Annotated in this window: 8 protein-coding genes and 1 riboswitch; of the genes, 6 read left to right on the top strand and 2 right to left on the bottom strand. The window is 39.1% G+C overall.

Annotated elements, in window-relative coordinates; genetic code table 11:
• The first annotated feature begins 18 nt into the window (after positions 1-18).
• The 5 genes from ACYQ35_RS10180 (at position 19) to ACYQ35_RS10160 (ending at position 8,452) form a co-directional block, all read left to right on the top strand.
• Positions 19-1,029: a GGGtGRT protein gene (locus tag ACYQ35_RS10180; RefSeq protein WP_009460932.1), complete on the top strand. Its 1,011-nt coding sequence runs from the start codon at positions 19-21 to the stop codon at positions 1,027-1,029.
• Positions 1,030-1,111: 82 nt separating this feature from the next.
• Entirely contained in the window at positions 1,112-1,657 is a 546-nt protein-coding gene (locus tag ACYQ35_RS10175) for a GNAT family N-acetyltransferase (protein ID WP_459833076.1), read from the top strand.
• Between the two features lie 149 nt (positions 1,658-1,806).
• Positions 1,807-6,147 carry an alpha-L-fucosidase gene (locus ACYQ35_RS10170; protein ID WP_459833071.1) on the top strand — a complete coding sequence of 1,447 codons (4,341 nt, stop codon included), beginning with the start codon at positions 1,807-1,809 and terminating at the stop codon, positions 6,145-6,147.
• Positions 6,148-6,242: 95 nt separating this feature from the next.
• On the top strand, positions 6,243-7,034 hold the full coding sequence (locus tag ACYQ35_RS10165) for a hypothetical protein (protein WP_009460937.1): 792 nt from the start codon (positions 6,243-6,245) through the stop codon (positions 7,032-7,034).
• Positions 7,029-7,124, top strand: a riboswitch (purine riboswitch). (Overlaps the previous gene by 6 nt.)
• Positions 7,125-7,180: 56 nt before the next feature.
• Complete coding sequence (locus ACYQ35_RS10160; RefSeq protein ID WP_459833064.1) at positions 7,181-8,452, top strand: amidohydrolase family protein; 1,272 nt, start codon at positions 7,181-7,183, stop codon at positions 8,450-8,452.
• Between the two features lie 61 nt (positions 8,453-8,513).
• Here ACYQ35_RS10160 and ACYQ35_RS10155 read toward each other — a convergent pair whose 3' ends face one another.
• Positions 8,514-10,853: a hypothetical protein gene (locus ACYQ35_RS10155; RefSeq protein WP_459833061.1), complete on the bottom strand. Its 2,340-nt coding sequence runs from the start codon at positions 10,851-10,853 to the stop codon at positions 8,514-8,516.
• Positions 10,854-10,873: 20 nt separating this feature from the next.
• Positions 10,874-12,976 (bottom strand): efflux RND transporter permease subunit, encoded by a 2,103-nt coding sequence (locus ACYQ35_RS10150; RefSeq protein WP_459833059.1) that lies wholly within the window; start codon positions 12,974-12,976, stop codon positions 10,874-10,876.
• 162 nt (positions 12,977-13,138) lie between these two features.
• Between ACYQ35_RS10150 and ACYQ35_RS10145 the strand changes: the two genes are divergently transcribed.
• Positions 13,139-13,735 (top strand): TetR/AcrR family transcriptional regulator, encoded by a 597-nt coding sequence (locus tag ACYQ35_RS10145; protein WP_009460945.1) that lies wholly within the window; start codon positions 13,139-13,141, stop codon positions 13,733-13,735.
• The last annotated feature ends 167 nt before the right edge of the window (positions 13,736-13,902 follow it).

The following is a 13,902-nucleotide window of genomic DNA, read 5'->3' as shown; positions in this document are numbered from 1 at the left end:
GAGAAGGAGGACGTAAAAATGGCATTATTTGAATCATATGAAAGACGTATTGATAAAATCAATAGCGTATTAAATAGTTATGGTATCGCTTCTATCGAAGAGGCAGAAAAAATCACAAAAGACGCTGGACTTAATGTTTATGACCAGATTAAAGGAATTCAGCCAATCTGTTTTGAAAACGCTTGCTGGGCTTACATTGTAGGTGCTGCAATCGCAATTAAAAAAGACTGCAGAAGAGCTGCTGACGCTGCTGCTGCAATCGGAGAAGGTCTTCAGGCTTTCTGTATTCCGGGTTCAGTTGCTGACCAGCGTAAAGTTGGTTTAGGACATGGTAACTTAGGGAAAATGTTACTTGAAGAAGATACAGATTGTTTCGCATTCTTAGCAGGACATGAATCATTCGCTGCTGCTGAAGGTGCTATCGGTATCGCTGAAAAAGCAAACAAAGTTCGTAAAAAACCATTACGTGTTATTTTAAATGGTCTTGGAAAAGACGCAGCACAGATTATCTCAAGAATCAACGGATTTACATTTGTTGAGACAGAGATGGATTACTACACAGGAGAAGTTAAAGAAGTATTCAGAAAATCATACTCTGACGGACTTCGTTCTAAAGTAAACTGCTATGGTGCTAACGATGTAACAGAAGGTGTTGCAATCATGCACAAAGAAGGTGTTGATGTATCTATCACAGGTAACTCAACAAACCCAACACGTTTCCAGCACCCGGTAGCAGGTACATACAAAAAAGAATGTATCGAACAGGGTAAAAAATACTTCTCAGTAGCATCTGGCGGTGGTACAGGACGTACACTTCACCCGGATAACATGGCTGCAGGTCCTGCTTCATACGGTATGACAGATACTATGGGACGTATGCATTCTGACGCTCAGTTTGCAGGTTCTTCGTCAGTACCTGCTCACGTAGAAATGATGGGACTTATCGGTGCAGGTAACAACCCAATGGTTGGTATGACAGTTGCAGTTGCAGTTTCTATTCAGGAAGCAGCAGAAGAAGGAAGATTCTAATAGCAATTATATACGGTGAAAAAAGACACATCTGCGGGTGTGTCTTTTTCTATAGAAAAAGAGTTTCGTTAGGAGTGAGAAGATGAAACATATGTGGGAAAAAGACGGTTATCTGATCAGACTGGCAGAAGAGAAAGATAAGGAAGCATATTATGACGAGAATTTTAATCCGCTGGATAAGACAGTTGCACGATTTACAGGCTGTAAGGAAGAGTTTACAAGGGAAGAGGTGATTTCTTTCTATGAAAAATGTCTGACTGATGATGAGAGATACGACTTTCTTATTTTCTCTCCGGAGGGAAAGATTGTAGGTGAGAGTGTGATTAATGAGATAGATTGGAATGTGAGAAGCGCCAACTACCGCATTTGCATTTTTAAACCGACGGAAAGAGGAAAGGGAATCGGAGGCTGGGCAGTTGAAACGGCAGTCCGTTTTGCATTTGAAGAATTAAATTTACATCGTTTGGAATTGGACGTGTATTCTTTCAATAAAAGAGCCATGCATTTGTATGAAAAAAGTGGATTTAAAGTGGAAGGAATTCACAGAGATGCAATTTTGGACGGGGAAGAATATGCCGACGATATTCTTATGTCTATTTTGGAGAATGAATGGAATATGATAAAATAGCACAAAATTTGCTCGAAATTACACGCAAAATAAGAAAAAAATAAATAATACACTTTACTTTGTGTTAGTCAAATGATATAATGAATAAAAAGAGTGTGTCTTGATATGTAGATATATTCGATAAAACAAGTGGAAAGAAAGGAAAGGTTATGAAAAGAAGACAAGTAGTTAGTTTAATACTGGCGACAGCCCTTGTAGGTTCAAGTGTTTTTTCGGGAACGGCAACTCTTAATGTTTCTGCAAAAACAAAAGAAGGTGTAACAGCGGAAGATTTATCAGACAACAAGACAAAAGCACCGGAAAAAGATAAGGCAATACCAAGTACCAATCAGTACGAATATCAGAAAGATGAATTGGCTGCATTTTGTCATTTTGGTATGAATACTTTTACAGGAAGCGAGTGGGGAAAGGGTAAGGAGAAACCAGAGCAGTTTGCATTAAAAGAAAACTTTGATGCAGAGACACTGGTAAAGACTCTCCACGATGCAGGATTTAAGAAATTGATTGTTACGGCAAAACATCATGACGGATTTTGTATTTGGCCAAGTAAACATACAACACATGATACAGAGACTGCAGGATATAAAGGAGATGTGTTGGCAGAAATTTCGGCAGCTTGTTCCAAAGTAGATATGGATATGGGACTTTACCTCTCGCCGTGGGACGTGAATGCGAAGAGTTATGGTTATTATGACAAAGATGGAAATCCACTCTGTGACAAAAATGGAAATCCATTAAATGGAAAGACCTGGAAAGAAGTAGAAGAATTAGATGTCGATGACTACAATGAGTACTACAACAATCAGTTGGAAGAGATTCTTGGCAATGATAAATACGGAAATAAAGGTCATTTCGTAGAAGTTTGGATGGACGGGGCAAAAGGCTCGGGTTCTGCCGTTCAGAATTATACTTTTGAAAAATGGTTTGATACTATCCAAAAATACGAAGGCAAAAAAGGTGGAAAATACAAAGATGACTGTATGTTATTCGGTGCGGAAGCATATACAACAGTTCGCTGGATTGGAAACGAAAATGGTTTTGCTGACACGGAAACATGGTCAAAATCAAAAGTAAATAAGAAAAATAATACCATTGACAGTAATACGCAAAATGGATATACAAAAGGATTTGCAGACGGTAATCAGTGGACGGTTCCTGAAGCGGACGCCCGTATTACATCAGGCTGGTTCTGGGGAGAGAACAAAAAGACACCGAAAGACATGAAAGCGCTGTCAGAAATGTATTTCCGTTCTGTAGGTCACAATGCTCCGCTTTTATTGAATGTGCCGCCAAATAAAGAAGGTAAAGTGGATGCGGCGATTTTAAACCGTGTGGCTGAATTTGGAAAAGGAATTCGCGATACATTTAAAAATAACTTGGCAAAAGATGCGAAAGTAACGGCAAGTACGGTTCGTGGAAACGATACAAAATTCTCTCCACAGAATGTCTTGGACGGAAAAGACGATACATATTGGACAGTTGATGATGACAAAAATACAGGTACGCTTACAATCGATTTAGGCGGAGTAAAAACATTTGATGTCGTATCTATCGAGGAATCAATTGAATTTGGGCAGAGAATCGGTTCGTACAAAGTAGAGTATGAGACGGAAAAAGGAGAATGGAAAAAATTTGATGAAGGTAAAACAATCGGAGCCAAACGTCTCAGCAGAAAAAATACCGTAAAGGGACAGAAAGTCCGCATCACTGTTACCGCAGATGAGAAGGCGGAACATAAAGTGCCAATGATAAGTGAAGTTGGTGTGTATAAAGCGACAGATGATATGGCGCTTGGGAACGGTATTCCGGAAGGATTAACAATAACAGATGATAGACAATTTACAGCAAATGGCTGGACACAGGAATCAGGGGATCAGTTTATTGAAGGAACAGGAATGTGGTGTGGTCCTAACAAGGAAGCAACAGTTAAGTTCCAAGGAACGAAGGCGTGGCTTGTAGGAACAGTTGATCCAAATCACGGTCCGGCAGACATTTATATTGACAATAAAAAGGTAGCGTCAATCAATACAAAGGGAACGACGAGAAAACTTGGAGAGAAAATTTTCGAATCGGAAACTTTGGAAGATAAAGAACATACATTAAAGATTGTCAATACGGGAACAGGAAAAGAGGCAATAGGCGTTGACGCTTTACTCTCCCTGAACAATGGCGGAAAAGGTATGCTGGATATTGAATATCCTTCTTACCGTGTAAATGAAGACAGTAAAGTGCCAATCAAAGTAAAACGTGTTGGTGGAACAAAAGGGGAAACAAAAGTGAGATTCCAGGTAAATCCGGGTAGTGCATGGCAGGATCATTTTGATGCAGACGGAAATATGGAATTGACATTTAAAGACGGACAGGCAGAGGCAGAAGCATATGTGACGACAAAACGTGTGCCTGCAAAAACAGGAGATTTGTCTTTTACGGCAGAGTTGGTAAATCCGACCAATCAGGTTCTTGTCGGATTTAACACACCTTCACGTATCACGATTGCAGATTCGGAAGAGTTTGATAAAGCAGCGTTAGAGAAGAAGTTAAATGATGTAAAGAAAGCAAACTATAAAGAAGAGGACTACACGGCAGCGAGTTACGAAGCGTTGCAGGAAGCCGTTCGGTTTGCTGAAAAAGTAGTGAAAAAAGCAAAACCATCTGCACAGGAATGTGCCGAAGCAGTCGGAAAATTGGACGCGGCAGTATTGAGTCTTGCAAAGAGAACAACTTACACGGAAAAAGATCCGTATCAGTTGCCTAAGAGAAAAGGAAGCAAGAAGAATTTGGAAGCAGAATACTTTATTTTAGATAAGGGAACATCTGCAGAAAACAAACATGTTCGCATTCAGCAGGATAAAAATGCAAGCAATGGTTCAAAAGTAGGCTGGTTTGAGGAAGGAAATAAAATTAAACTTCCATTCTATGCAGAAAAAGAAGGAACATACACATTTAAAGCGAGAGTACAGAGCGGACGAAAAGCAGATAATCCAAATGCACTAAACTGGTCAGGTACAAATGTACAATCAGGAACTCTTGATGTTCACAATGATGGAAAAGACAGTGAATATAAAGAAGTTACATTTGATGTGAAGGTAACAAAAGCAGGAGCAGGTGAACTTGTATTCACAGCAGACAAAAAAGGTTCTCCAAATTTGGATAAATTTGAAGTGACAGCAAAAGATGTTGTTATGGGCAAATTTGATATTACCGCGTCGGCAGGAGAAAATGGAAAAATTTCACCTTCAGAGAAAGTAGAAGTGGACGAAGGCGTAAACAAAGAATTTACAATGCAGCCGGACGCAGGATACATGGTAAAAGATGTGTTGGTTGACGGCAAATCAGTTGGAAATGTTTCAAAATACACATTTACAGATGTCGATGCAAACCATACAATTCAGGTGGAATTTGAAAAAGAAAAAATTGTGGCAGAGAACCGATTTGAATTCCCTGTAGAAGGTGAAAAGACATTGGAAGCGGAAAGACTGGAACTTCACAATACAGGCGACAACGAAACATGGAAATTAGAAGTGGCTAATGGCGACTGGGCAAGCAACGGAAAATTCATCAACTCATTAAATAAAGGCGATGAAGTGAAACTGTATTACAATGCCGAAAAACTGGGAGATTATGCGGTTATCGTTACATACAGAAGCGGTTCAGCAGAAAATGGCTTTTCATGGAGTGAAAAAGATGGAAAGATTGAAAGCGGAACGGCAACAGTAGGCGCTACAGATTCAGCAAAAGAAACGCATCAGAAGGAAATTACATTTAAAGTAAAAACAGCGGGAGAAGGTGTTTTAACTATCAAAGCGGGTGACAAAAATGCTCCGCAGATTGATAAGTTTGACATTGTAAGTCCTGAAGAAGTATTAAATGTTTCTGAGTTGGAAAAAGCAATTGCAGATGGCGACAACATTGTTCTTGACAATTACAAGGACGGCGCTGAAAAAGATGCGTTTGTAAAAGCATTAAAAGAAGCAAAAGATATTTTGGCGAAAGCAAAAGACGGAAAATGTACACAGGAAGAAATCAATAATGCAACAAAATCATTGAATGATGCTATGGAAGGTTTGGAAGAAAAAGAACAAACTCCTGCACCGGATAAGAGCGCTTTGAAAAAGGCAATTGATAAGGCGGAAGCATTAGATTTAACAAAATATCAGGACGGCGCTGAAAAAGATATGTTTGTAAAAGCGTTGGAAAATGCAAAATCCGTTTATGGAAATGATAAGGCAACGGAAGAAGAGATTTCTAAAGCGACATTAGAATTGAACAGAGCAATGGGTAACTTAAAACCGGTTGAGTCATCTAATGGCGGTAATGAGGGCAATGGCGGAAGTGGAAACCAGGGCGGAGACGGACAAAATCCATCGGGAGATGGCAATAAACCATCTGCGCCGGTTAAAACAGGCGATACGGCAGAACCATTTGGCTATATGGCGGGAATGGCGGCAGGACTTGCGGCTGTTGTAGCAATTCTTAGAAAAAGAAAATAATGAATGAAGAAAAAGGCGGAAATATTTTCTGCCTTTTTTCTGTTTTGGTTGAATAACGATTTGTTTGTATGCTATACTCATACAGAGGTGAAGATATGATAAATAAAAGGGAATTCCTGAAAGAGTACAATATCACGGAACAAGAGTTTCGCGAGGCGGAAATGGAGTGGAGTGAATTAGAGGCTATCTATGCTAACTATAAGGAGATTGAAGATAAGTTGAGAAGGCTTGGCAAAGAGTTTGTCAATGACTATCTGTATGATATAGAGAGGGCAGGAATACACTCTTACCGATATAGAACAAAGGCTGCAGGTCATTTGATAGAGAAGATTATCCGAAAGAGAAGAGAGGCAAAGGAAAAATATGCAGAAATTAACAGGGATAATTATTACAAGTATAATACGGATTTAATCGGAATCCGTGTGCTTTTCCTATATCGTGAAGACTGGGTTCATTTTCATCATTATATTACAACTGTTTTTGAAAATAATCCGGACTGTTATGTTGTGGACAGACTTCATGACTTTGATGAGGATATAACACATAATTATATTGCGGAGCGACCGAAAGTTTATAAGCGTTCGGGGGACAGCCGCATCTATGATGAGAATCTGATTGAGATTAAGGCGGGCGGTATTTACCGTTCACTGCACTATATTATTAAGTACAAAGGATATTATGTGGAGATTCAGGGGAGAACACTTTTTGAGGAAGGTTGGAGTGAAGTGGATCATGACATTGTCTATCCGTATTTTCAGGATGATGCAATGCTGAAAGATTTTTCCACACTGCTCAATCGACTGTCGGGAATGGCAGATGAGATGAGTTCCTATTTCCGCAGAATGAAAATGGAGAGGGAGGCCGAAAGGTTTCTGAAAGAAGATTAACAGGTGAACAATGCTTATATAGTTCCATAATTGGTTGGACGTTTCTACAAACTACCGTAATAGTTTACTATAAGCCTTGCAAAAGGCGAAAGACTATCTGACGGTAGTTTTTTGCTGCATAGAAAAGAAGAACGGAGAGTGAATATATGAGTACATTTGTATTAAAAGGAAACATTTGTTTTAGCAAAAATCAAACAGAACTTGTAACGGCAGAAAACAGTTATCTCGTCTGTGAAAACGGGATATGCAAAGGAGTCTTTCAATCTTTACCGGAAAAATACAAAAATCTTCCGTGTCATGACTATGGTAACAAACTTATTATTCCGGGATTAACGGACTTGCATGTCCATGCCCCGCAATACACATTTCGCGGACTTGGAATGGATTTAGAATTAATTGATTGGCTAAATGCGCATACGTTCAGGGAAGAGGCGAAATATGCGGACTTAGAATATGCCGGGAAAGCCTATGAGATTTTTGTGGACGACTTGATGAAGAGTGCTACAACCCGCGCCTGTATTTTCGGGACAATCCATAACGAGGCAACATTAGTACTGATGGAAATGTTGGAAAGAAGAGGGTTTAAGGGATATGTCGGAAAAGTGAATATGGATAGAAACAGTCCGGAAGAACTGTGTGAAGAAAATGACAGTGTGTCGGCACAGAGGACAATCGAGTGGATAGAGGAAGCGCAAAAACGTTTTTGTAAAATGAGACCGATTTTAACTCCGCGATTCATTCCTACATGCTCAGACGGATTAATGAAAAAACTGGCGGACATACAGGAAAAGTATCATTTGCCGGTGCAATCCCATCTGTCAGAGAATATGGGAGAAATCGAGTGGGTACGGGAACTCTGTCCGAACACAGGATTTTACGGAGAGGCATACAGTCAATTTGGTATGTTTGGAAATAAGTATCCCGCCATTATGGCGCACTGTGTGCATAGCACGGAAGAAGAAATGGAATTAATGGCGAAACAAAATGTATTTATTGCACATTGCCCGCAATCCAACACAAACCTTTCCTCAGGCGTTGCGCCAATTCGAAAATATTTGGATATGGGTATAAAAATGGGATTGGGAAGTGACGTGGCAGGCGGATTTGATCTATCTATTTTCAGAGCGATGGCAGATGCCCTCCAGGTTTCAAAGTTAAGATGGAGATTACTGGACACTGACCTTACTCCGCTAAAAGTAGAAGAAGCATTCTATTTAGCAACAAAAGGGGGAGGACAGTTCTTTGGAAAAGTGGGAAGTTTTGAAGACGGGTTTGAATTCGATGCGGTTGTATTGGACGATTCTTCCTTAAGAACAATGAGGGAATTAAACGTTAAAGAAAGGATAGAGCGTCTTATCTATTTGGCGGACGACAGATGTGTAGTGGATAAATATATTGCCGGTGAAAATGTGAAATAAGTGTGAACGGGGACGTAGTATTTTTAAGTTTTACTACGTCCCCGTTCACACTTATTTCACATTATTCAGTTACAAAGATGAATTTGACTTCTCCGTCCATGTCATCAGAGATTCCTGAGAAATTCTTATAGTTTTTAGAACTGTCTAAAATTGTGTTTACTTTATCCAAAAGACCGTCGATATCACCGTCAAATACACTGACAAGTTTTTCGATACCTTCTTTGTTGAATTTAATCATACCGTCATTTAAAGCGACAGCGCCTGCATCAAGTTTTTTAACACCATCAATGAGAGCGGAAGAGCCCTGATTTAATGTGTTTAATCCGGAAACAAGAGAACCTGCACCGGCATCTAATTGAGAAGCACCGGCTGAAAGTTGTGCAGCACCTTTGTGTAATTCTTTTGCACCGGAATTGGCGATTATCATCTTTTCGTTAAGTGTGGCAGCACCGCTGTTTACCTGCGAAGCGCCGTCAGCCAGTTGGTTTAATCCGTTTGCTAAACCATTTTTTCCGCCAATACCTTCACGGAGTTGTGAAGTTCCGTTTTTAAGTGTGGAAACACCGCCGTTTATCTGTGCGATTAATCCTGACTTAGAGTCTGTAACCTTCGCATCTAATTCTTTTGCACCCTGTGCTAACTGAGTTGTTCCTGCATTGATTTTTGTCATGTTGCCTGCCACATTATCTACGATAGCGCTGGTTGTTTTTGTTCCGGCTACAACCTGTTTTAACAATTCCTGTGTGTTTGCGAGTGCTTTGTTTTGTTCAGATGTCTGAGACTGTATCTGCTTATCTAACTGAGCAGCGGAAGTCTGACGGGTCTGTTTGTCTTTTTCCAGAGAAGTAATGCTTGCCTGAATAGATGCTTTTACATCTTCAGGAAGATCTTCCCGATTTAATAAACTCTTCAAAGAAGAAATTGCCTTATCTGTCTCTCCGTTACCTTTTGCAACCGTTTCTGCGGATACGGTTGTGTTGGACGACGACTGCATGCTCTTGGCAAGTGCATCGGCAGCATCAGCAGTGTCTTTTGCGATTTTACTTAAACTTTTTCCGCCTGTTTCTGTTGTTCCTTTGTTCATTACATCATTTACTGCTGAAATGCTTGCTTTTAATCCGGGTTGAGCAGAAGTGAGAGGGCTGTTTAATCTTGCGTCCAACTGCTGTACGCCCTGCGCCAGCGCATTCATTCCCGGAGTCAGTTTGTTTTGCATATCGGCAACACCGTTATCTAACTGAACTGCGCCCGGAAGAAGAACAGATGATGTTTTTGATGAAGCGGAGGAAAGGCCTGCATTTATCTGAGAAGCACCTGCTTTTAAGGAATTTGTTCCTGACTGCAGTTGAGCCGTACCGCTTGCAAGACTCTGACTTCCGTTTACCAGTGATTTACTTCCGCCTGCAAGTGAAGAAGTTCCTTTCTTTAAAGTGTTTCCACCATTTACCAACTGATGAATACCGTCTGTCAATGTGCCGGAAGAAGAAAGGAGAGTATCAAGTCCTTTTCTTAATTCTCCGGAACCGTCAACTAACTGATTAGCTGAATCTTGAAGAGTTTTCATGGAATCTTTTAATTCAGAGAGACTGTCAAATTTGTCTGTTTCTAAATCGTTGAAAATATCATTTGTTGCAACTGTCATTCCCTCGGACAATTCGTAGTCCTTTACGTCTGCTTCCACTTCAAAGTAATCAGGAATATCAAGTTCTTTTACGTCCAACTGCTCATTTAAAGCGGGAAGTCCCATACCTAAAATGACATCGCGGTCACCGTCGGAGATTAACTTAGCATTTGTCAGTTTTATATTAGAAATTTTATCTGTATCAAAAATCAATCCGGTTACCATTGCAAATGGAACATATTCGCTTCCTGAAACTGTTTCGTTTGTATACTGGTAACGCATAACCAAATGACCGGATTTTCCTTTTAATTCTTTTGCAGTAATTTCTTTTCCGTCCAAAACATAAGTAACTTTAATTCCCACCGGGAGAGTCTGGGTTGTTGTACCCTGATAGCAGATGTCTTTATTGTCTGTATCCCAAATGATGGAATCCTGTTTCTTTGAAAATTTTTCTTCGCCTTTTACATTTTCGATATCGTTTAAGATAGAAGTATCTTTTAACTGCTCCATATCGTCAAGGTTTTTTAACTGGTCAGATACGGTGATGGAAGAAACGTTTCCGTTACCGTCAATTTTTGCATATACTGTTTCTGATTTAAACGGTTTTACATCAGAGGAAGCTGCCTCGGAAGTCTTTTCAGGAACTGTATTTTCAACAGTTTCAGTTGTTATGTTTTTATCATCTTTTGCGTAGGAAGGAGCAACAACTCCCAAACTTCCTACAACTAAAGCGCTGGCAGTAGCGATTGCTACGAGGGTTTTATAATCTCTATTTTTCATATCTATTACCTCCTATAAAGTTAAGCATTTGCTGTAGAGTTCTTTCTTGCTTCGATTTTTTTCAAATTCATATCTTTTGTAGTTGCACAGATTAATTTATCAAATAACATCAGCGCCGATGGTAAAATAAAGATAACGGTCAGCATACTGATGATTGCACCACGGGCCATTAAAGAGCAGAGCGCGGAAATCATATCGATATCTGAATATAATCCAACTCCAAATGTTGCGGCAAAGAATCCGAGCCCGGATACGATAACGGAACTAACGGAAGAGGAGAGAGCAATATAAATTGCTTCCTTTTTCACTTTTCCTTTGCAGCGTTCTTTTTTGTATCGCGTTGTCATTAAGATGGCATAGTCAACGGTCGCTCCCAACTGAATTGTACCGATAACAATAGAGGCTATAAACGGCATCTTCGTTCCGGTAAAATATGGAATACCCAAGTTAATGAAAATAGCAAATTCAATAACGGCAACCAGTATAACCGGTAAGGAAATAGACTTAAATACGACTGCGATAATAATGAAAATTGCTACAATGGAAATTGCACTTACAACTTTAAAGTCTTTATCCGTAATTGTAATCAGATCTTTTGTACATGGCGCTTCTCCGATTAACATTGCGGAGTGGTCATGGCTTTTAATAATTTTATTTAATTCAGTACACTGTTTATTTACTTCGTCTGTAGCTGCTTTATATTCAGACTGTACCAAAATCAGTTGCCAGTCCCCTTGTTTTAATGTCTCTGTCAGTTCAGACAGTACAACGTCACGAGGAATAGAAGAGCCAAGCAGGCTGTCAAGTCCGAGTGCAAATTTCACACCTTTTACGTCTGACATTTCGTTAAGCATCTCTTTTGCCTCTTTAGGTGAGAGGTTTGCGTCTGCAAGAACCATGTGTGTGGCATTCATATCAAATGTATTGCTTAATTTTTCATTTGCTTTAATGCTGTCTAAGTATTTTGGAAGAGTAGCATCTAAGTTATAGTAAACCTCTGCTTTTGTATATCCCCAAATAGCCGGAACTAATAAAATGAGGAAAATTACAGCAAATGTTTTGTAGTGGTCTGTAACAAAATGTGATGTTTTTTCCATTTTTGGTATAAGAGACCGGTGTGATGTTTTTTCAATCTGTTTATCAAAAATAAGAATAAACGAAGGAAGAATCGTTACACAACTGATTACTCCGAAAACAACTCCTTTAGCCATAACAATACCGAGGTCCCTGCCGAGTGTGAAACTCATAAAGCAAAGGGCGATAAATCCGGCAACTGTTGTTACGGAACTTCCGAGAACAGAAGAGAATGTGTTGGAAATGGCATGTGCCATAGCACGTTCTTTGTCATTTGGAAAACGTTCCTGATTTTCCTGGTAACTGTGCCATAGGAAAATGGAGTAGTCCATTGTAACACCAAGTTGTAAAACGGCGCTGAGCGCTTTTGTAATATAAGAAATCTCCCCTAGGAAATAATTCGTTCCCATATTATATACGATTGCCATTCCGATGCTTAACATGAAGAAAATCGGAAGAATCCAGCAGTTCGTACATAAAGCAAGAATAATGGAAGTAAGAACAGCCGCAATCAGTACATACATTGGTGTCTCTTTTTCAGACAGTGATTTAATGTCGGTTACAACAGAGGACATACTGCTCAGGTAACATTGTTTATTTGTCACTTTTCTAATTTGCGTAATAGCGTTCATTGTGTCATCGGCAGATGTTGTATCGTCAAAGAAGATAGCCATTAAAGTGGCGTCATCTTTTTGAAAAACATCTTTGATTTTATTAGGAAGGGCATCAATTGGAATGGACAGGTCTGCAAGTGAATCATACCAGATAACATCAGCAACACCGTCCACCTTTTCTATTTTCTTTTTCACATCGGAAACTTCTTTCGTACTCATGCCTTCCACGACTTCCATAGCGAAAGCACCTTTTCCAAAATCGTCCATTAAAATGTCCTGCCCCTTCATAGTATCTATATTATCAGGAAGATAATATAGAATGTCATAATTGACTCTGGTCTTAAAGTATCCTAAAGCGGAAGGGATTAGAAGTAAAAAACCTAAGATCAAAATGGCGACTCGGAATTTTACTATTTTTTTTCCTACTTTAACCATGAATAATTCCTCCTTTTAATAAACATGACTATTAGTCACTTTTTGAATATATGCAGTATACTGCAAAAATGACTACAAGTCAATAATTTTTGAATAAAAAGTTGACTATTAGTCATTTTGAAATTATAATAATAGAAACAACGGATAAAGAGGGAGATAGAAATGGGAAAAGTTGAAGAGAATAAACAACAGAAAGAAGATGCGCTGTTTGAAAGTGCATATGATTTGTTTATGACAAAAGGTATTGCGAAAACGTCCATACATGACATTGTACAAAATGCGGGGGTGGCAAAAGGAACGTTTTATCTATACTTTAAAGATAAGTATGAAATACGGGACAGGCTCATTGCTAAAACGGCAGGAAGATTGTTCCATTCAGCGAACAGGGAACTGGAAAAGGCGCAGATTCCTCAGTTTGAGGATAAGATTATTTTTATTGTAGACTATGTGTTAGACGAAATGCAGAAAAATAAGGCGGTATTACAGTTTGTGTCGAAAAATTTAAGTTGGGGTATTTTTAGACAGGCTATAGAAAGCAAAGAAGAAAATACGGGAGTAAAAGAACTGTTTTATAAATTGCTGGAGGAATCACCGGAAGTCAAACTGCAGGCACCGGAGACTATGTTGTTTCTTATTATAGAGTTGGCAAGTTCCACATCATACAGTACGATTTTAGAAAATGATCCGATTAGTTATGAAGAACTAAAACCATATTTGAATGCAAGTATCCGGGCGATTATAAGAAATCATATGTGTTAATCTTTTTTTTTTTCTCCAACTCTTCTTTTTATTTTTTTTTTCTTCTCCCTCTCTCTATTCATTTCATTTATTCCTTAATTCTTCCCCTTTTATTTTTTTTCCTTCCTTATTTTTTCTTTCTTTTCTATTTCCTCTTTTTTTTTTCTTTTTTTTCTTTTTCTTTTTCT

The organism is Faecalimonas hominis (assembly GCF_054660755.1).
Note: the sequence above shows the minus strand (reverse complement) of the source record. Positions and strands in the feature narration are given on the sequence as shown.